The sequence below is a fragment of the Lentilactobacillus diolivorans DSM 14421 genome (genome assembly GCF_001434255.1).
Taxonomy (GTDB): Bacteria; Bacillota; Bacilli; order Lactobacillales; family Lactobacillaceae; genus Lentilactobacillus; species Lentilactobacillus diolivorans.
The window spans coordinates 202,090-221,699 of the sequence record NZ_AZEY01000020.1 but is presented as its reverse complement, the minus strand read 5'-3'; the positions used below and the strand labels follow the sequence as shown (position 1 = coordinate 221,699).

General features: G+C 40.3%; 17 protein-coding genes and 1 riboswitch. Of the genes, 15 read left to right on the top strand and 2 right to left on the bottom strand.

Annotated features, from left to right (window positions below; all coding sequences use genetic code 11):
- Nucleotides 1-18: 18 nt before the first annotated feature.
- Nucleotides 19-166, top strand: a riboswitch (adenosylcobalamin (AdoCbl) riboswitch).
- A gap of 267 nt (nucleotides 167-433) precedes the next feature.
- From FC85_RS02425 to FC85_RS02375, 11 genes are all read left to right on the top strand, one after another.
- Nucleotides 434-1,573 carry a 1-propanol dehydrogenase PduQ gene (locus FC85_RS02425; RefSeq protein ID WP_057863972.1) on the top strand — a complete coding sequence of 380 codons (1,140 nt, stop codon included), beginning with the start codon at nucleotides 434-436 and terminating at the stop codon, nucleotides 1,571-1,573.
- A 184-nt stretch (nucleotides 1,574-1,757) separates the two neighbouring features.
- Nucleotides 1,758-2,327 (top strand): ANTAR domain-containing response regulator, encoded by a 570-nt coding sequence (locus FC85_RS02420; protein WP_057863971.1) that lies wholly within the window; start codon nucleotides 1,758-1,760, stop codon nucleotides 2,325-2,327.
- Nucleotides 2,327-3,766: a sensor histidine kinase gene (locus FC85_RS02415; RefSeq protein WP_057863970.1), complete on the top strand. Its 1,440-nt coding sequence runs from the start codon at nucleotides 2,327-2,329 to the stop codon at nucleotides 3,764-3,766. The genes FC85_RS02420 and FC85_RS02415 overlap by 1 nt, the downstream gene beginning before the upstream one ends.
- Nucleotides 3,767-3,882: 116 nt before the next feature.
- Entirely contained in the window at nucleotides 3,883-5,319 is a 1,437-nt protein-coding gene (eutA, locus tag FC85_RS02410; protein ID WP_057863969.1) for an ethanolamine ammonia-lyase reactivating factor EutA, read from the top strand.
- Between the two features lie 33 nt (nucleotides 5,320-5,352).
- A complete protein-coding gene (locus FC85_RS02405; protein WP_057863968.1) occupies nucleotides 5,353-6,717 on the top strand; it encodes an ethanolamine ammonia-lyase subunit EutB in 1,365 nt (454 codons plus the stop codon).
- Between the two features lie 17 nt (nucleotides 6,718-6,734).
- Nucleotides 6,735-7,661: an ethanolamine ammonia-lyase subunit EutC gene (gene eutC, locus FC85_RS02400; protein ID WP_057863967.1), complete on the top strand. Its 927-nt coding sequence runs from the start codon at nucleotides 6,735-6,737 to the stop codon at nucleotides 7,659-7,661.
- A 34-nt stretch (nucleotides 7,662-7,695) separates the two neighbouring features.
- Nucleotides 7,696-8,349, top strand: coding sequence for an ethanolamine utilization microcompartment protein EutL (eutL, locus tag FC85_RS02395; protein ID WP_057863966.1), 654 nt, complete (start codon nucleotides 7,696-7,698; stop codon nucleotides 8,347-8,349).
- A gap of 47 nt (nucleotides 8,350-8,396) precedes the next feature.
- Nucleotides 8,397-9,869 (top strand): acetaldehyde dehydrogenase (acetylating), encoded by a 1,473-nt coding sequence (locus FC85_RS02390; protein WP_057863965.1) that lies wholly within the window; start codon nucleotides 8,397-8,399, stop codon nucleotides 9,867-9,869.
- A 23-nt stretch (nucleotides 9,870-9,892) separates the two neighbouring features.
- A complete protein-coding gene (locus FC85_RS02385) occupies nucleotides 9,893-10,201 on the top strand; it encodes a BMC domain-containing protein (protein ID WP_057863964.1) in 309 nt (102 codons plus the stop codon).
- A 117-nt stretch (nucleotides 10,202-10,318) separates the two neighbouring features.
- Nucleotides 10,319-11,455: an ethanolamine utilization protein EutH gene (gene eutH, locus FC85_RS02380; RefSeq protein WP_057863963.1), complete on the top strand. Its 1,137-nt coding sequence runs from the start codon at nucleotides 10,319-10,321 to the stop codon at nucleotides 11,453-11,455.
- Nucleotides 11,445-11,888, top strand: coding sequence for a cupin domain-containing protein (locus FC85_RS02375; RefSeq protein ID WP_057863962.1), 444 nt, complete (start codon nucleotides 11,445-11,447; stop codon nucleotides 11,886-11,888). The genes eutH and FC85_RS02375 overlap by 11 nt, the downstream gene beginning before the upstream one ends.
- A gap of 161 nt (nucleotides 11,889-12,049) precedes the next feature.
- On the opposite strand, the gene FC85_RS02370 is transcribed toward FC85_RS02375, so the two are convergent.
- Both FC85_RS02370 and FC85_RS02365 read right to left on the bottom strand, forming a co-directional pair.
- Nucleotides 12,050-12,814 carry a M15 family metallopeptidase gene (locus tag FC85_RS02370; RefSeq protein ID WP_083484879.1) on the bottom strand — a complete coding sequence of 255 codons (765 nt, stop codon included), beginning with the start codon at nucleotides 12,812-12,814 and terminating at the stop codon, nucleotides 12,050-12,052.
- A 1-nt stretch (nucleotide 12,815) separates the two neighbouring features.
- On the bottom strand, nucleotides 12,816-14,252 hold the full coding sequence (locus tag FC85_RS02365) for an APC family permease (RefSeq protein WP_057863961.1): 1,437 nt from the start codon (nucleotides 14,250-14,252) through the stop codon (nucleotides 12,816-12,818).
- Nucleotides 14,253-14,693: 441 nt separating this feature from the next.
- Between FC85_RS02365 and eutJ the strand changes: the two genes are divergently transcribed.
- The 4 genes from eutJ to FC85_RS02345 all read left to right on the top strand — a co-directional run bounded on the left by eutJ (nucleotide 14,694) and on the right by FC85_RS02345 (nucleotide 19,588).
- Nucleotides 14,694-15,548 carry an ethanolamine utilization protein EutJ gene (eutJ, locus tag FC85_RS02360; RefSeq protein ID WP_057863960.1) on the top strand — a complete coding sequence of 285 codons (855 nt, stop codon included), beginning with the start codon at nucleotides 14,694-14,696 and terminating at the stop codon, nucleotides 15,546-15,548.
- A gap of 329 nt (nucleotides 15,549-15,877) precedes the next feature.
- Nucleotides 15,878-16,723, top strand: coding sequence for an NAD(P)H-dependent oxidoreductase (locus tag FC85_RS15365; protein ID WP_083484877.1), 846 nt, complete (start codon nucleotides 15,878-15,880; stop codon nucleotides 16,721-16,723).
- A gap of 420 nt (nucleotides 16,724-17,143) precedes the next feature.
- On the top strand, nucleotides 17,144-18,091 hold the full coding sequence (locus tag FC85_RS02350; protein WP_057863959.1) for an L-lactate dehydrogenase: 948 nt from the start codon (nucleotides 17,144-17,146) through the stop codon (nucleotides 18,089-18,091).
- A gap of 114 nt (nucleotides 18,092-18,205) precedes the next feature.
- Nucleotides 18,206-19,588 (top strand): class II fumarate hydratase, encoded by a 1,383-nt coding sequence (locus tag FC85_RS02345; protein ID WP_057863958.1) that lies wholly within the window; start codon nucleotides 18,206-18,208, stop codon nucleotides 19,586-19,588.
- Nucleotides 19,589-19,610 lie beyond the last annotated feature (22 nt).

The following is a 19,610-nucleotide window of genomic DNA, read 5'->3' as shown; positions in this document are numbered from 1 at the left end:
GATATTGTAAAAGTGTTGAATTGAATAAAAAAACATTTACTAAACGGAAATCGGTGAAAGTCCGATGCGGTCCCGCCACTGTGATTAGCTTTTTAAGCTATTAGTCAGATCTTTTTAGTAAAATGTCTGAACCGCATTCTGTCTCGTGGTATGGATAGGGTGTTTTTGTATTCATTCTTCGCTTGTACAATGGCGTACAAGCGTGTAAACATTGGTGTTTACTGATGAAGCCGCAAAATGATGCGGCTTTTTTTATTTGAAAAGTATTGACATTCACAAATGAAAGCGCTATATTTATGGCATAAATAGAAAAATACTAATTTGTACAATGGCGTACATAAAAGCAATGAAGCTTTGAAGGAACTCTTTTTTGAGTCCCTTTAAAGCTTCATTTTTTTATTTATTAAAGTTAACTACAAAGGAGGTCTTATGTTTGGAGAAAATACAGTTTAAGACTCAAATTTGGACCGGTGACCAAGCACTTGATGGACTTGATCAATTAAATGGTCAAAAAATTTTCTTGGTTACAGATCCATTCATGGTTGAATCGGGGGCCATTACCAAGATTACTGATCATTTGGAAAGCCAAAATGAGATTAAAATTTTTTCTGATATTCAGCCTGACCCGCCGATTACAAAAATTGTATTGGGGATCAAAGCTTTGGAAAAGTTTGAGCCAACATTACTTATATCAGTTGGTGGCGGGTCTGCAATTGATGCGACCAAAGCGATGAAATATTTTGCTAAAAAATTGGGTAAAGATAAAAAAGATCTTGATTTAATTGCCATTCCAACGACAAGTGGTACTGGTTCTGAAGTGACTAACTTTGCTGTTATTACAAACAGTGAAAAGGGAGTTAAGTACCCATTAGTAACAGATGAAATTCTTCCTAAGGTGGCGTTGTTGGATGCAAAGTTAGTTGAATCTGCACCACAGAATATTACTGTTGATACCGGCATGGATGTTTTAACTCATTGTCTTGAAGCATATGTTTCGATTAACGCGAATGATTTTTCAGATGCACTTGCTGAAAAAGGATTTCAAATGGTTTTCAAGTATTTGCCGAAGGTTAGTAAGGATGGGGCAGACATGGTTGCCCGTCAAAAAATGCATGATGCTTCATGCATTGCCGGAATGGCATTTAACATGGTTAATTTAGGACTTAATCATGGGATTGCCCATGCAGCAGGGGCACAATATCATATTCCTCATGGACGTTTGAATACCATTTTGATGCCTCACATTATTGCTTACAACGCAGAAATGGATGATGGTATTACTGGTAAACCAAATTTGGCCGCTTTGAAATATGCTAACTTGGCGAGATTGATTGGGATTCAAGCGATTAATCCTAAGATGGCAGTTAAAAGTTTGATTAACACTATCATTCAGTTAAGAAGGCAGCTCAAAATGCCTGCAAGCTTTAAGGAATATGGAATTAGTGAAGCACTGTTTGATAAGACTCAAGCAGAAATTGCGGGAGCTGCATTGAAAGATGGAACAACTGCGACTAATCCACGGAAGCCGAATTGTGAAGATGTGATCAAAATTTTGAATCTAAGCTTTTCCTGATTGACGCCATTCATTTAAACGTATTATAATTACTTCGTATATGTAAAATTACTAATTGGTGAAGAATTAGGTGGTTGTTACAATTCGGGGAACGACTGCCTAACAGATTATTGTCATTATTTTTGGGTGATTTAACAGAAGATACCTTAAATGAATTAGCATGGCGCTAGGGGAGTGTTTGACCATGAATGAACGAATTGTAATTGTAGATGATGAACCAATCACAAGAATGGATATTCGCGATATCGTTGAACAGGCAGGCTACGAGGTTGCCGGTGAGGGCAGCGATGGATTTGAAGCAATTGAGCTTTGTCAGGAGCAAAAGCCTGATCTGGTCATAATGGATATCAGAATGCCATTATTAGATGGTTTAAAAGCTGGTAAGAAGATCCTTGAAGATAATTTAGCAAATTCCATCATATATTTATCTGCTTACAGCGATGAAGAAGATACAAGAACTGCCAGCAGAATTGGTGCAGTCGGGTATTTAGTGAAACCGCTTTCAGAGAGATCTTTGCTCACTACGATACAAGTCGGACTTGCTTATGGTAAGCGTTCTCAGGAATTAAATGAAAAAGTACAAAAATTGTATACCAAGTTGGAAGAGCGAAAAGTAGTTGATCGGGCTAAAGGTGTGTTGATGGATGAAAATCATCTTTCGGAAGGGGCAGCTTATAAAATGCTTAGAGATTTAAGCATGTCGAAGCGGCGATCAATGACTGATATTGCTAAACTGATTGTGACTGATGCTTAATGAAACGACTGGTAGAATTGTGCAAGCAGTACACAAATTTAGATGAAGATGAAATCAGGCAGTTGATATTCGAAGCAAAACGCATTGAACAGGTCGACGACTACGAAGACTACGATGTCTTTATTGATGTTAAAAATCAGTTTAATGGACAGGCTGTGGTTGTTTATCATAAACTGCCTCAGAATGGGCGATCTCTATATCGTCAGCAAGTTGTTGGTAAGGATGCTTTGAGAGAAAATGAACCTGGCGTTTTTCATACATTTGAAACGAAGCTAAAGTCTGTGGATTTGCTGGCGGAGACGCAGGAACATCGGTTAATTCGCCAACGGATTTATCCAATTGCTTTCAATAATCGAACGATTGGGGTGACAATAGTGGAATCAGATGTTTCTCAAGATGTTCTCGATAATTTCCAGGGACGCGACTTAGAATCACGGTACAATGACGTCTCAGCAACGATCCAGTTGTTTGGTCGACTCGATAAAGCCGTTACAAATCAGTTGGCAGATGCCGTACTTGGGTTTGACCAATCAGGACATCTGGTTTTGGCTAATCGTACTGCAATTGAGTTATATCAAAAGGTTGGCTATATCGGCAATATCTTTGGACTTACTTATGATAATTTGTCTTTAGATGGATCGAATTTCGCTGAGGTTTCCAGTAAAATAAAGCAGGTTCAGGATGATGAACAGCCACTTGTCAGCAACTTTAATTATTTAAATTACTTTTTTAGATCAAGGAAGTTTTGGAATAAGCAGAACCGACAGTTAGTTATCCTGATCCAAGATAAGACCGATGTTAAACGGAAAGAAGCTGAAATTATTTCTAAGTCAGTTGCTATTCGTGAGATCAATCATCGGGTCAAGAATAATTTACAATCGGTTATTTCATTGCTGCGAATTCAACAGCGGCGTATTCAGAATCCAGAAGCCAAGAAAGCTTTAAATGAAAGTGTTAGCCGAATAATGGCAATTGCATCAACTTACGAACTGATGTCCAAACAATTAGATGATGAAACGAATTTGAAAGCAGCTATTCAATTGTTGATATCTCATTTTGTTCAACTCAATGATTCAGCAACGAAGCTGAAAATTAAATTGGATATTGATTCGACAATTGTGGTTGATAATGATCAAATTGTTACAATTTCAATTATTATCAATGAATTACTGCAAAATGTCGTTTCTCATGCTTTTCCAAATGGCATTCAAAAGGATAGTCAGGTTTCAATTATTGGACAGGCTGAAAATGGCATTATCACCATTCGGGTTCAAGATAATGGTGTTGGCTTTGACCTTGATCAAACTCGGTCTGGCAGCTTGGGATTAATGATTATTCGTAGTTATGTGTCTGATAAACTATTAGGGCGTTTAAAAATTAAATCATCAAGTCGAGGAACCGTGACAAGTTTCTCGTTTGATCAACAAACGCAACATTGATGTTGTGTGGAGCAATGGGGCTCAAGATCAAATCATTTTCTTTCACAAGTTGTTTTTAATGTGGAAGCAAACGGGTTTGATCTTGAGTCCCATTTTTTTGAAAGAAGGGGTGGTGTATGAACGACAATCAAATCTTAAGCGTTGGAATTGATTTGGGAACATCGACAACTCAGTTGATTCTATCTAGACTCACGATTAAAAATTTTGCTTCAGCATTTTCAGTTCCCAGAATTAATATTTCAAAAAAAGAAGTGATCTTTAAAAGTAATATTATTTTTACACCCTTAAAAACGCAGACCGAAATTGATGCCGATGCAATTAAAACTTTTGTCTCGGAGCAGTATCAAAAGGCCGGTGTTAATAAAGGTGATATTCAGATGGGGGCCGTCATCATTACTGGGGAAACGGCTCGAAAAGAAAATTCGGAGATTGTGACTCAGGCGCTAAGTGGCTACGCTGGTGACTTTGTCGTAGCAACTGCCGGTCCGGATCTTGAAAGCATCATTGCAGCAAAAGGCGCTGGAACCAATATTGTGGCTAAAGAAAATCGAAAAAACATTGTCAATATGGATATCGGTGGTGGCACCAGTAACTTGGGCCTTTTCAGTGATGAAGATGTGATTGATACAGCGTGTTTTGATGTCGGCGGTCGATTAATTAAAATTGATCCTCAGTCTCATCGAATTTCGTACATTGCACCAAAGGTCAAAGAACTAATTGATCGACTTCATCTAAATGAACTTTATGAGGAAGCTCAAGTTACTGATCAGCAACTTCAACCGGTAATTAACTGCTTGACCCAAATATTGGAAAATAGTATCGGGTTAGGTCAAAAAAGTCCCTACTTTGATTTATTCATTACAAATCATGGTTTAAATCCAGAAAATCAAATTGACGGTGTCACATTTTCTGGCGGTGTTGCTGACTGTCTAAATGAAACGTTGCCGGATGATGAATTTAGATATGGTGATATTGGCTTACTGCTGGGCAACGCAGTCCGCCATTCGTTAATTTTTAAAGAAAAAGATGTTTATCCTTCCATTGAGACAATTCGGGCGACGGTAGTTGGAGCCGGTTCCCACACGACTGATGTAACCGGCAGCACAATTGCCTACACAGAAGGGATCTTACCGTTAAGAAATTTACCTATTTTAAAAATTGCAAAAAGTGACGAGTCACTTGATGTGGATGACTTAGCGGCTAAAATTTCCGAGAAAATTAACTGGTATCGTGTTCAAAACGAGTTAAACAATGTCGCTTTGGCTTTAGTTGGGAAGCATAGCCCCAGTTTTGCGGATATCCAACGCTATGCGGCAGGAATCGTCAAAGGCGCAACTGTTTTAATCACCAAGCATGAGCCACTGATCATTATGGTTCATGAAGATATGGCGAAAGCCTTGGGGCACAGTATCTTTGCAAGACTGCCGGCAAAGTACCCATTTGTTTGTATCGATAGTGTCAAAGTGGAAAACGGCGACTATATCGATATTGGTGAACCGGTGGCTGGTGGCGAAGTATTACCAGTGATTGTTAAAACACTTGTTTTTGGATAAAAAGGATTTTGAAATTATGGAGGAGGCAGCAGAATGATTTTGCAAACAAAGTTATTTGATAAGTTATATCGTTTTGGATCTGTGAAAGAAGTTTTGGCAAAAGCCAATGAAGTGAAATCTGGGGACGAACTAGCAGGCGTCGCGGCAGAAGATGCCACTGAACGAGTTGCGGCAAAAGTTGTTTTGAGCAATCTTACTCTGGAAGATATCTACAATAATCCAGTTGTCCCTTATGAAGATGATGAGGTTACCCGAATCATTATTGATGGCGTTAATAAGCGAATTTATAACGAAATCAAAAATTGGACTGTTTCGGATCTCCGTGAGTGGGTATTATCAGACACAACCACCGATTATGATATTAAACGGATTCGTCAAGGAATCACATCAGAAATGGCTGCCGCAATTACTAAATTGATGACAAACATGGACTTGGTCATAGCCGCAAAAAAAATCATTGTTGAAAAGACAGCAAATACAACGATTGGTCGTCCAGGCACATTCTCTTCCAGATTACAGACTAATCATCCGACAGATGACATTGACGGTATCATGGCCGGCATTATGGAAGGGCTCAGTATGGGAATTGGAGACGCCGTGATTGGCTTGAATCCCAACGATGATTCAGTTGACAGCGTCGTCAAGATTCTCAACAAGTTTGAGGATTTCCGGGCGCAGTGGGATGTACCAACTCAGTGTTCAGTTCTGGCCCATGTCACCACCCAAATGGAAGCCATTAAACGTGGTGCACCGGTTGGCCTATGTTTCCAATCGATTGCCGGTTCTGAAAAAGGAAATACCGCATTTGGAATTAATGCAGACATGATTAGTGAAGCATACGATCTCACCCTTCATGAAGGTCAAGCAGCCGGACCAAATGTCATGTATTTTGAGACTGGTGAAGGTTCAGAATTGTCGGCTGAAGCCAACTTTGGTGCCGATGAACTAACGATGGAATCACGTTGCTATGGATTTGCCAAAAAGTTTGACCCCTACATCGTCAACACGGTGGTAGGTTTTATTGGACCGGAGTATTTGTATAACTCTAAGCAGGTTATTAGAGCTGGTTTGGAAGATCATTTTATGGGTAAACTTCAGGGAATTTCAATGGGCTGTGATGTTTGTTATACCAACCATATGAAAGCTGATCAAAATGATGCAGAAAACCTGGCTGTGTTACTTGGTGCTGCTGGATGTAACTACATTATGGGTGTGCCACATGCTGATGATGTGATGCTAAATTACGAATCAACAGGTTTCCAAGAAACTGCAACCATTCGTGAAATATTTGGCTATCATCCCATTAAAGAATTTGAGGATTGGATGGAGAAGATGGACATTAGCCACAATGGTCAGTTAACAGAACGAGCCGGTGACGCTTCGATTTTCCTAAACTAAGGGGAAGGTGATAAAAAATGAACGAACAAGATATTAAATCAATGATTGAAACAATTTTAACTGATATGACTTCTACTAAGGAAGCTGATAAAAATAATGTTGGACCCCAAACCGCTGACTCAGCACCTAAAGAAGCGACGCAACAAGATATTTCTGGCGATGTGTTGGATGACATTACAAAAATCGACCTAAGAAAACAATTTCTAGTTCCGCACCCTCATGATCGGGAAGGCTATTTAAAAATTAAATCATTTACACCAGCCCGATTAGGAATGTGGCGGGCAGGGTGCCGTTATAAAACCGCCTCGGTCCTTCGATTTAGGGCAGATCATGCAGCTGCTCAAGATGCTGTTTTTAGCGACGTTGATCCACAATTACCAAAAGAAATGGGGTTCTTGGAAACTCAAACAACTTGTCAGTCCAAAGACGAATATCTAACCAGACCGGATCACGGTCGAAAATTTTCGGATGAAATGGCCGAAAAAATCAAGCAAAGTGTCACACCGAGTCCAAAGATTCAAATGATTGTTGGTGATGGGTTAAGTTCAGCGGCCATTGAAGCAAACGTAAAAGATATTATTCCGGCAATTCAGCAGGGATTGAAAGTTTACGGGTTAAGTTTTGAAACGAAAGATGTGATTTTCGTTAAGTATGCCAGGGTTGGTGCTGAAGACCAAATTGGTGAGATTACGAATGCTGATGTTGTTTGTATGCTGGTGGGTGAACGGCCTGGGTTAGTGACCGCTAAGTCAATGAGTGCCTATATTGCTTATAAACCAACAGTTGGGATGCCAGAAGCAAATCGAACGGTTGTCTCAAATATTCATGATGGTGGCTTACCCGCTGTTGAAGCTGGGGCCTATATTGCTGAGTTGCTTGACAAGATGATTCGCCTTAAAAAGTCAGGAATTGATTTAAAAGCTGCAGAAAACGCCGGCAACTAATAACGCATGGTTTGAAGAAAGGAGGACTTGTAAATTGAAAAATGATCGGATGAAATCAAATGTTTTGAGTACCAGACTGATTCCCAATATTGATCCAGCTCTGGCGAAGTCACTGGAATTGCCAAATCATATTAAAAGTCTTGGACTAATTACTTCTGATTGTGATGATGTCACCTATGTGGCGCTGGATGAAGCGACTAAGACCGCAGATGTTGAAGTTGTCTATGGCAAAAGTATGTATGCCGGGGCGGGAAATGCATCTACAAAGCTGGCTGGTGAAGTGATCGGTATCATTGGCGGCCCGAGCCCTGATGAAGTTCGTAGTGGTTTAGATACTTGTATTCGAGTGATTGAGGAGGAGGCACATTTTATTAGTGCCAATGACGATGATAGCATTGTCTATTTTGCCCACACCATTTCTCGAACTGGTAGTTATCTGTCAAAAGTGATTGGCGTCCCCCAAGGAGGAGCGGTTGCTTATCTCATTGCGCCGCCATTGGAGTCAATCTATGCATTAGATGCTGCGATGAAAGCTGCGGATGTCCAAATGGGCATTTTGTACGATCCACCTTCGGAAACCAACTTCGGTGGCGGTTTATTAACAGGTAGCCAATCAGCTTGTAAAGCGGCTTGTGATGCCTTTGCAAGAGCAGTTGAGGAAATTGCTGATACTCCGAAAGCTGAGTAATGTTAATTTGTTTTAATGATGATAAATGTGCGAAGGAGAGATGACACGTGAATTTAACAGATGCTGATTTAGCTTCGATTCAAGAGGTTAGAACTTTACTACATCAAGCAACCCGAGCTCAGCAAATTTTTAGCAAATTTTCTCAAGAAAAAGTTGATCAAATTTGCCAGGCGATTGCTGATGCGGCGGTTGCTGCAAGCGAACGATTAGCAAAAATGGCACAAGAAGAAACCGGATTTGGAATTTGGCAGGATAAAGTTTTAAAAAATGTGTTTGGTTCCAAGACGGTCAATGATCGATATAAAAGTATGAAAACAATTGGGGTTTTATCAGAGGATCCGGAAAATAAGATTGTCAACATTGCGGTTCCTGTTGGTGTCATTGCTGGGTTGATCCCATCTACCAATCCAACATCATCTGTTTTTTACAAGGCTCTGATTTCTGTTAAATCCGGAAATGCAATTGTCTTTTCACCCCACCCCAATGCTAAGAATTGCACTTTGGAGGCCATTAAAGTCGTTGGTGAAGCGGCTTATAAGGCGGGAGCCCCGGCCGGGTTAATTGCTGGGATTACCGCGCCAACTTTGGAAGGCACCGATGAATTAATGCGTCATTCCGAAACAAAGCTAATCTTGGCAACTGGCGGCGGTGCGATGGTTCACGCGGCATATTCTTCGGGAACGCCGGCATTAGGCGTTGGGCCGGGAAACGGATCAGCTTACATTGAAAAAAGTGCCGATGTCTACCTGGCCGTTAAGCGGATTATGGATTCTGAAACCTTTGATAATGGGACAATCTGTGCATCGGAACAATCGATTATTGCTGAGGATGCCAATAAGTTGGCGGTTCAACAAGAGTTAAAAAACCAGGGTGGTTATTTCTTAAGTGAAGGTCAAATTGCTAAATTATCGAAGTTTATTTTACGCGCAGACGGGACGATGAATCCTCAAATTGTTGGGAAATCGGTTAAACAACTTGCTGATTTGGCTCAGATCGATGTGCCCGAGGGAACCCGTGTGTTGATTGCCCGCGACACGCCGGAGAATGTTGGCCCACAGGATCCATATTCAAGAGAAAAGCTAACGCCAATTTTAGCCTATTTCGAGGTTGAAAACTGCGAAGCTGCCGCCGCGTTAACGAATAAATTATTAATGAACGAGGGTGCTGGTCATACAGCCATTTTACACTCGGAAGATGAAGCAATTATTCGTAAATATGCATTGTTGGTACCCGCTTCTAGAATCCTTGTTAACACACCTGGTGCTTTAGGGGGCATTGGGGCCTCAACTAATTTGGACCCGTCACTGACTTTAGGATGTGGTGCGATTGGTGGGAGTGCAACTTCAGACAATGTTAATCCGATGAATCTTATCAATATTAAACGGGTAGCGGTCGGTGTCAGAGAGCTTCACGACATTCGTGGAGAAGAGAGCCAACAAGCTGACGAAGTGGTTGCAGTCCATGATCAAAAGCAACTAGTTGAAGCAATCGTTCGCCAAGTAATGGCCAAAATCAAGTAATTTAATAATAGGAGGAAACTGTTATGTCAAATACAAATGCATTAGGAATGATTGAAACAAAGGGACTTGTAGGATCAATTGAGGCCGCAGATGCGATGGTAAAAGCCGCCAACGTAACTTTAATTGGTCAACGAAAAATCGGAGCTGGCTTGGTAACGGTGATGGTGCGGGGCGATGTTGGGGCGGTTAAAGCAGCAACAGATGCCGGTGCTTCGGCAGCTGAGACCGTTGGCGAATTAATTTCAGTTCACGTTATTCCAAGACCTCATAGTGAAGTGGATGCAATTTTGCCACATATGTCAAAAAGTTTAGAGGATGGCGCTGACGAATAACGATATCGAATTTAAGGTAACGGCTGGGGCGTTGGATTGTCTTGGCCGTTTTATTTGAAGAAAGCAAGGCTGCATAAGAATTGACTAGAGGTAGTGAAGAAAGGAGGCAATTTTGCTATGGGAATTAATGAAATTATTATGTACATTATGGTATTTTTTATGGCATTGGGTGCGCTTGATCGAATGTTTGGCAATCATTTTGGTCTAGGCGAAAAATTTGAAGAAGGAATTATGGCAATGGGATCATTGGCAATGTCAATGGTTGGGATCATCATTTTGGCGCCGATTTTGGCGAAGGTCCTATCGCCAGTTGTTGTACCTGTGTTTCAACTGTTAGGTGCGGATCCGTCAATGTTTGCAACTAGTTTGATCGCAATCGATATGGGCGGCTTCCAATTGGCAACTCAAATGGCCCAAAATACTCAAGCTGGTTTATTTGCGGGTGTTATTTTGGGATCGATGATGGGGCCAACAATAGTGTTTTCAATTCCAGTAGCCTTGGGAATTATTGATAAAAAAGATCATCGCTTTTTAGCAACAGGTGTGTTGTCAGGGATGATTACCATTCCAATTGGCTGTTTTGTCGGTGGATTGGTGATGGGAATGCCGGTGATTGATGTCTTGAAAAATCTGGTTCCAATTATTTTGTTTGCCCTATTAATTGCATTGGGGATGTGGTTTAAACCAGAAGCAATGATTAAAGGTTTTTCCGTGTTCGGCCAAGCAATTGTAATTATTGGTACATTTGGATTAGCCCTTGGTGCGATTCAATCAATGGTGGGTGTGACGCTGGTTCCGGGAATTGGTTCAGTTCGAGAAGGTGTGCAGGTTGTTGGTAGTATTGCAATGACGTTAGCCGGGGCCTTTACGCTCGTATATGTTATTACCAAGGTCTTTAATAAGCCGTTGATTCATCTGGGAAAAGCATTGGGAATGAACGAAACCGCTGCGGCTGGGCTGGTTGCTACATTGGCTAACAATATTCCGATGTTTGAAATGATGAAGGATATGGATGATCGTGGGAAAATCATTAACGTTGCTTTCTCCGTTTCAGCAGCATTTGTGTTTGGAGATCATTTAGGCTTTACTGCTGGTGTCGCTAAAAATATGATTTTTCCAATGATTGTTGCCAAATTAGTCGCAGGAATTACAGCAATTGCGGTTGCAATGTTTATGGCAAATCGGGTTCTTGGCAAAGCAGACAAAGTCAAAAAAGGCGACGAAAAAGGTAAGGTGGAACTGAATGAACATTGATCGAGAAAAAATTGAGGAAATTGTTAGAAGAGTTCTGGCGGAAAATTTAAATGTTAATGGGAATGCAACACCGGATGGTTTGATTACCGTTGACACGCCTAATTGGCACGTTACCGAAGAAAATAGGATGGATACGGGAAATCCTAGCGATCAAGTCTATACCAAGGACTTCTTTACCCTTGAAGAAAGTCCACGATTAGGTTGTGGTCTCATGGTAATGAAGCACACCACTTTTGACTGGAAATTAAACTATGATGAAATCGATTATGTGATTTCGGGGAGTTTAAGTGTTATTGGGAAAAATGGGACCGCCACTGCTAATGCGGGTCAAATGATTCTTATTCCCAAAGGGAGCCAAATTCAATTTTCTGCCCCTGATGAAGCTCGATTTATTTATACGACGTATCCTGCGGACTGGGCCGGACAAGCTTAATGCATAAATTTTAGATTGGTTAGCCTCTTAATCGTTAGGTATTATGAAAAAATTGTTATATTTTGATTGAATGGATAGTTGAACAAACCTAACAAAACCCATAATGCCAATGAAGAGGCTTTATGGGTTTTGCTGTCGATGGGAATTTTTAATTAGGAAATTTATGATATTAATGGATCTTGCCAGGTGAATGTTGGTCTAATTGAACCGTAAATGGCATATGGTGCACCGGATTTCCAAGCCCAATTTTGGTTACCATAATCATAATGCCACCATTCATCAGTATAGTTGGTAAAACCAACTTCAGTCATAATATTGTAAAGCAAACGACGATTTTGAAGAATCATTTCCTCATCAGACGTTAATTGATTACCCTGAGAAAGCTTTTCCTCAAAGTAAGATGTCCGGGCAACTTCTGTGTGATCATCGAAAGGGGTTCCGAATTTGAGTGGGTGACCGGTTTGATCAATAATCGCCAGATCCACAGCACCACCTGTATTATGGGGAGAAGGTTTATTTATGATATCATCCGAAGGTGGCGCAACCGTTGTTAAAACACGCTTTAATAATGCAGGCTGTGAAAGATCCGGGTATTGCTTTGATAATTTATTCTTTAAAATATCAAATAATGACTGCTGAGCTTCGTTTGAGCGCCAGACATCGAATAAAACAAATTTATAGCCTTCTGGCAAGAGTGTGGCCGCATTGATTAGCTTATCGTAGACTGACTGGCGAACGTAAATTGACATTAGTGTGCCATCAATTCCCTGATTGAAATATTCGGGACTGTTGATAATGCGTTCTGGATAAAAATTAGACGCAACAAGTGGCTCATTTGATTCCTGAATTTGCGGTTCATGCGATAAGCCCCGGTCCCATGCAACAGATGAAATTGGAATTGGACTTTCTATAATAGTACGATCCATGTTAAGACTCTCCTTTGCGTGTTATATGGTTTTTGTCAATCATCATATTTTCAATGCTGTTTCCTAATAAATCTTCGGAAACTGATAGTTCATGTCCCTTGATAAAGTAACTACCCAAACCAAGAACACACCAAATTCCTAAAATAACATATTCATACGGCCAAACCAGGGAAACTGGAGTTCCCGGAATGATTGTGAAGATGGCAATACTTAACGCAAAAATACCACCAATCATGGGTAGAATAAGGTGCTTGTTTCTAAAGCCACCATTGATATCAGGATATTTAAGTCGGATCTTCAGCAAGCAAAAAGCGTCAAATGACCACGCTAAAGCGATTGAAAATCCACCCATGTCAAGAAAATAGACTAGAGCTCCTTTACCAATCCAACCCAAGCCAAGAACGAGTGCCAACACTAGCCATAATGCATTTGTTGGTGTTCCATATTTAGGATGAACTTTAGCAAAGGCTTTGGGCAGAATGTTTCCACGGGCTAAAGAGAAGATAAGTCTTGGTGCAGCGGTAAAAAGCGTTAAAAACGCGGTTACTAATCCTAAAAACGACACAAGGTAAGCAAAAATACTTAGTACCGGATAACCGGCCGCTTTGAAAGCATCGATGGTGCCCATTTGCATGGTGGCCGTTTTTTCCCAAGGGAAAATCCATGCTGATGACAGTAAGACAAAGATATAAAAGAATGCGGATATAACAATGGAAAGGATGACAACAATTCCGATTTTTCGCTTTGGAATATTCGTTTCTTCTGCCAGAATCGCAACTGATTCCCATCCCGTTAAAAACGTCATTGCCGGCAGACTAAACCTAAAGATCGACGAAAAAACCGGTTGTTTGTCTGTGAAAGCAGGTAAAAAATTGGAAGGGCGACCCTTTGCCATCCCGACCACAATAATGACAACTCCTAAAAAGATCAGTAATGCCATGAGGACAATTTGGACGTTTCCAGTTAACTTAGCCCCAAAATAGTTAATTACAAAAACTGATACCGTAAATGCAATGCCAATGGCTAACTCGATTAAATAGACTTTAACCCCGGCAAAAGTATAGTAAGGACCAGTTGCGATTTCAGGAAAAATTGTTGAAATTAAGAAACTGGAGGCGGTCACATAAAAGGCCAAAATGCTGATATATGATCCCAAGAGTGCCCAACCCGCGAAAAGCGCGCCTTTTTTCCCAAAAGCAGCATAACCATATACAACTTCGCCGCCTGACTCCGGGAAAATGGTTGACAGTTCTGCAAATGATAGTGAAATTAGAACTGCTAAGACGGATGCGAGCGATAAGCCAAAGATTTCACCACCTGCACCATATTGTTTAAAGAATTGGCTATTAGTGTAAATCCAACTGCTGCCGATGACGCCGCCAACTCCCATTGAGATGAGGCCCCAAAAACCCATGCCGCGTTTAAGCGAGTTTGCCATAAAAATGCCTCCTAACATTCTTTGTGACTAATGTGATAAAACCTAACATGTTAGTTAAAGCCATTCTAGCAATAAAATAATCAAAGTCAACAAAAAAATTATACTTATTTTAGTTGCTTTAAAGAATAAATATGCATTTTGATGTTATAAAACATTACATCTAAGCAAATGTGAACGTTTTACAAATGTCAGCTTCTAGGTAAATATTAAGAAACAATGTGGTCTCAATTGCTTCTATGGTAAGCGAATGGCGTTAGAATTGGATTAATTGAAGAATGGGATGATTACCATTTTTGTGTCATTAATCAATTAGTTGACTTTTGATTTAATAGATTCGAAAATTTCGAGCTCATATTTAATTACCGACTCTGTGATAACGTTTACAAACGTGTTAAAATTAACAATGTAATCTGCAAAAGTAATAAAAAACGAGGGATTTGTATGCAAACAAGGACAAAACGATTCACAAATTTAAAGGCAGCCAATGAGCAACTGCAAAAGTTTGCTAAAGTGGTTAACAGCGATCATGCTATTCGAAAATTGCATAAGAATGAATCACTTCGGGTTGGCATTGATCTGGGAACGTCTTCAATCGTTTTAACGGTTTTAGATCATGATAATCAACCGTTATATGGTGCGTTTGAATATGATCATGCTGTTCGGGATGGCATTGTCGTTAATTATATGGAATCAGTTCAAATTCTTAAGCGACTTAAACAAAAGGCTGAAAAAGTATTGGGGATTGAGTTGACAACGGCTTGTGGGGCAATTCCACCAGGCACCGGCGAAAGTAGTGCCAAGATTGTTTCAAACGTGATTGAGGCAGCCGAATTTGTTTGTCGAAATGTTGTTGATGAGCCAACGGCGGCTGCACAGTTTTTGCATCTTGAAACAGGAACGGTTGTTGATATTGGTGGCGGGACAACGGGGATTAGTGTTTTTAAAAATGGTAAGCTTACCGAGGTTGTGGATGAGCCGACAGGCGGCTTTCATATGACCTTAGTTCTTGCTGGCAACCAACATATTAAATCTGATGAGGCCGAATTATTGAAACGAGATCCTAAAAAAGAGCAGAATATTTTTCCGATTATTCGACCGGTTGTTGAAAAGATGGCCACGATTACTAAGACCGCAACCAGTAAGACAATTGAACAGCCGGTAGTAGTTGTGGGTGGTGCGATTAATTTTAAGGACTTTATTCCAACGTTTAGCAAAACATTAGGAATGCCGGTGCATAAGCCAAGTTTTCCGCAGTTTGTAACACCGTTGGGAATTGGGATGTATGACCATGAGTAGAGAGTGTGAAAAGAAGCGGTTAACTCCCAGAATATAAACCGACCAACTCGATATTCTGGTTTTAGAATATCAAGTTGGTCGGTTTATATGGCCGGGAGTTGCTTCTCTTTTCACACGTTTTAGCAAAGTGCAGGTTTTGAATATTTGATTGAGAGACTTACATGGCCGGGAGTTACTTCTCAAGTATGCGATGCAATAAAAAATTTCAAATAAGCAAGTAAGACAATTAAAAGTAGACTTGCAAACAAATGATTAACGATACGAGTTATTTACGCGGCTTTTATTTATGATTTGACGAGTGGTTTATTTAATCCAAAGGGGGATTCATCTTGAAAAAGGTTGGAATTATTGTCGGCAGCCTTCGAAAAGAGGCTTATTCGAAGAAGGTTGCTCAAAACTTAGCATTAATGTTGCCAAATGAAATTATCCCAGAATTTATTGAGATTGGGACACTGCCTTTATTTAATGAAGATCTTGAAGATCAAGGCGTGTTGGAATGGACAGCATTTAAGTCAAAAATTACTGATGCTGACGCTTTATTGTTTGTGACGCCTGAATATAACCGCTCAATTCCCGGTGTTTTAAAAAACGCAATTGATGTTGGATCACGGCCGGCCGGAGATAATTCATGGAATGGCAAACCCGCGATGATTATTTCAAATTCGCCGGGTAGTATTGGTGGCTTTGGTGCCAGCCAGCATTTGAAGCAAGTCGCTTTAGCAGTTGGCATGACAATTATTCAACCGGCTGAAGTGTATCTCAGTAGAGCTAACGCACTCTTTGCTAAAAACGGGTTATTGAATAATGATTCGTTAGGGCGCTTTCTTAATCAAGTTATCACCAGTTTAGTTCAGCATATATTGTCTGCTCCAGCGACGGATAAACGATCCTCACAGTCCCAACTGGTCTCTTATCGGCCAACACCGACTCAATTAATTGTTCTTAACAGTCAGCAGCAAACCGTTGGTAACGGCATTTTTTCAATCAATAATCGTATCTTGACGATTACTGAAGTGACTGTTGATCCGGATTTTCGAGGCTTGGGAATCGCAGCGGAGATTGTTGTTAAATTGATTTTGCTGGCTCAAATTTTCAATCTGAAAATTGATCCCGTTTGCCCTTATGCGAAAACCTTCTTTGAAAAACATAGCGGTGCTCAAAAAATCTTAATTTAAACTAATTAAACATGACGAATAGTCCCTTCTCAATTAACAATCAAAGTAAATTAATTGAGAAGGGCTTTTTATTTGAAATCGGATTCATGAAATTTATACTTGAAGTGGAATTGATCGTGATATCTGCAGTAAATAACGGACGTTTTAGAAAGGGATGGTTAAAAATAATCGTGATTAAGATCACATCCATTCAAAAAACGGTTTATTGGGCACTCATAAAGATTTAAATAAATGTAAAAAATAACGATGAAAGCGATATATTCACGAACATTACTTCAAATTTATTAAAATATCACATTTATTTTGCAAAAGTTAAAAGAATACGCTATAATGTATCTAGTTTCACAAGACGGAATTTATAAGCCTTGTTATAGTAGAATTCTGGTGCAGTTTTGGAATCTAAATGGAGAGGTACTAATTATGTTTAACAATATTAATAAATCTAAAAAAGTCGTTCTTGTTGGTGACGGTGCAGTTGGTTCCTCATATGCTTTCTCGATGTTACAAGCTAATGTCGCTGATGAAATTGTCATTGTTGATATCCAAAAAGATCATTCCCAAGGTGATGTCCTCGACTTGGAAGATGTCTTACCATTGACTAATCCAGCTGGTATCCGGACAGGGTCTTATGAAGATGCCAAGGATGCTGACTTGGTTGTCATCACTGCCGGTGTCCCACGTAAACCAGGTGAGAGCCGGTTAGATTTGGTTTCCAAGAATACAAAAATTTTAGAGTCAATTGTTAAACCGATTGTTAACAGCGGATTTGATGGCATTTTCTTAGTATCGGCCAATCCGGTTGATATTTTGACCACCATTACCCAACGTATTTCCGGCTTTTCCAAGAATCGGGTTTTAGGAACGGGAACTTCATTGGATACTGCCCGTTTGGATGTTGCCTTAGCTAACAAGTTTAACGTGAGTTTACAAGATGTAAACGCGGATGTTATGGGCGAACATGGTGATACATCGTTTGCGGCATACGATGAAGCAACAATTGAAGGGCAACCACTTAAGGATGTTGCGTACAATCGTGAGATCACTTCCAAGGAACTAGCAAATATTGAAAAAGATGTCCGCGCAAAGGGTGGTCAGATTATTCGCCAAAAAGGGGCAACCTTCTACGGAGTTGCGATGAGCTTGATGAGAATTAGTAAAGCAGTTTTGAATAACGAAAACCTCGTAATGCCAATTAGCGCGCCACTAACCGGTGAGTATGGTTTGCATGATATTTACATTGGTAATCCGGCTGTTATTAATGCCCAAGGGATTGCCAAAGTCATTGAAGTGCCATTATCTAGTGATGAATTAGCCAAGATGCGTCATTCAGCTGGTCAGATGGCAGAAATTGTGGTGGCTACCAAGTAAGTTTAAGGCCTACACAGTTTCCTTAAAAACGGTTACAATAAAACCAAATATGGAAAATTTGGTTTTTATTTACTCATATTTGTTAACAATATCACAAAAATGGAGGCTTTTATGATGTCAGATTATCGTACAGAAGAAGATACTTTAGGTCCAGTTAAAATCCCAGCCAGTGCTTTATGGGGTCCTCAAACAGAAAGAAGTCGGAATAATTTCCCAACTGGTCAATTTATGCCGCTTCAAATCATTAAGGCGCTATTACAGATTAAAAAAGCGGCTGCACAGGCGAATGCCGAAGAGGGCGCACTAAGTTCTGAAAAGAGCGAGTTGATTGTCAAATCTATTGATTCACTTTTAAGCTTATCAGATGAAGACTTACGTAAAGATTTTCCATTGAAAGTTTATCAAACGGGCTCTGGTACTCAAACAAACATGAACGTTAATGAAGTTGTTGCTCATAAGGCAGCCCAGATTGATGACAGTATTGAAATCTTGCCAAATGATGACGTTAACCATGGTCAAAGTTCAAACGATATTTTTCCAACTGCAATGAATATTACCGCTAGTGAAGCGGTTCAGGATCTTGAAAAGGCAGCTCAACATTTAATTGATGAGCTGAAGGTAAAACAGGATAAGTATTGGCGAACAGTCAAAATTGGTCGAACCCATCTCCAAGATGCAACGCCACTCACATTTGGTCAAGAAGTCAGTGGCTGGGTCAGCATGATCGAACATGACCTCGGTTATTTAAAGAGCTTGGATGGGACGTTACTTGAATTAGCAATGGGCGGAACAGCTGTTGGAACCGGGTTAAATGCTGCCCCTCACTTTGCTGATGATATTGCCGAAAGAATGAGCAAGGTTTATGGCTTGAAATTTACTGCCGACACTAACAAATTCGATGGATTAGCCGCTCATTCCGGGTTAAACGTTGTTCATGGTGCCATGAAGACATTAGCAGCCGATCTATTAAAGATTGCCAATGATGTTCGCTTCTTAGCAAGTGGTCCTCGTGCCGGATATGATGAATTAAATATCCCAGCTAACGAGCCCGGTTCTTCTATTATGCCTGGTAAAGTCAACCCAACTCAGGCCGAAGCTATTACGATGGCAGCCGTTCGAGTAATGGGTAACGATGTCGTTGTTGACTTGGCGGCCTCACAAGGTAACTTTGAAATGAACGTTTACAAACCGGTCTTAATCGACGCTTTCTTGGAATCCGCTGATTTACTTCGTGGAACGATGATGGGCTTTGCCGATAAGATGATTCATGGTTTAACTGTCAATGCAAAACGGATGCAGGAATTGACTGACAACTCGTTAATGACGGTTACGGCTTTATCACCACACATTGGATATCATGACAGTGCTAAAATTGCTCAAGCTGCTGACAAAGCAGGGACAAAGTTAAAGGATGCTGCTGTTAAGTCAGGTAAGGTCACGGCAGAACAATTTGATGAATGGGTCGATCCATTAAAGATGACCAACATTGATAAATAATCATCATTTAATTTCGGTATTT

Excerpts from the sequence above, each read along its gene's own strand:
- FC85_RS02420 (WP_057863971.1), top strand. The coding sequence starts at position 1,758 with ATGAATGAACGAATTGTAATTGTAGATGATGAACCAATCACAAGAATG.
- FC85_RS02415 (WP_057863970.1), top strand. The coding sequence starts at position 2,327 with ATGAAACGACTGGTAGAATTGTGCAAGCAGTACACAAATTTAGATGAA.
- eutA (WP_057863969.1), top strand. The coding sequence starts at position 3,883 with ATGAACGACAATCAAATCTTAAGCGTTGGAATTGATTTGGGAACATCG.
- FC85_RS02405 (WP_057863968.1), top strand. The coding sequence starts at position 5,353 with ATGATTTTGCAAACAAAGTTATTTGATAAGTTATATCGTTTTGGATCT.
- eutC (WP_057863967.1), top strand. The coding sequence starts at position 6,735 with ATGAACGAACAAGATATTAAATCAATGATTGAAACAATTTTAACTGAT.
- FC85_RS02385 (WP_057863964.1), top strand. The coding sequence starts at position 9,893 with ATGTCAAATACAAATGCATTAGGAATGATTGAAACAAAGGGACTTGTA.
- eutH (WP_057863963.1), top strand. The coding sequence starts at position 10,319 with ATGGGAATTAATGAAATTATTATGTACATTATGGTATTTTTTATGGCA.
- FC85_RS02375 (WP_057863962.1), top strand. The coding sequence starts at position 11,445 with ATGAACATTGATCGAGAAAAAATTGAGGAAATTGTTAGAAGAGTTCTG.
- FC85_RS02370 (WP_083484879.1), bottom strand. The coding sequence starts at position 12,814 with ATGGATCGTACTATTATAGAAAGTCCAATTCCAATTTCATCTGTTGCA.
- FC85_RS02365 (WP_057863961.1), bottom strand. The coding sequence starts at position 14,252 with ATGGCAAACTCGCTTAAACGCGGCATGGGTTTTTGGGGCCTCATCTCA.
- eutJ (WP_057863960.1), top strand. The coding sequence starts at position 14,694 with ATGCAAACAAGGACAAAACGATTCACAAATTTAAAGGCAGCCAATGAG.
- FC85_RS02350 (WP_057863959.1), top strand. The coding sequence starts at position 17,144 with ATGTTTAACAATATTAATAAATCTAAAAAAGTCGTTCTTGTTGGTGAC.
- FC85_RS02345 (WP_057863958.1), top strand. The coding sequence starts at position 18,206 with ATGTCAGATTATCGTACAGAAGAAGATACTTTAGGTCCAGTTAAAATC.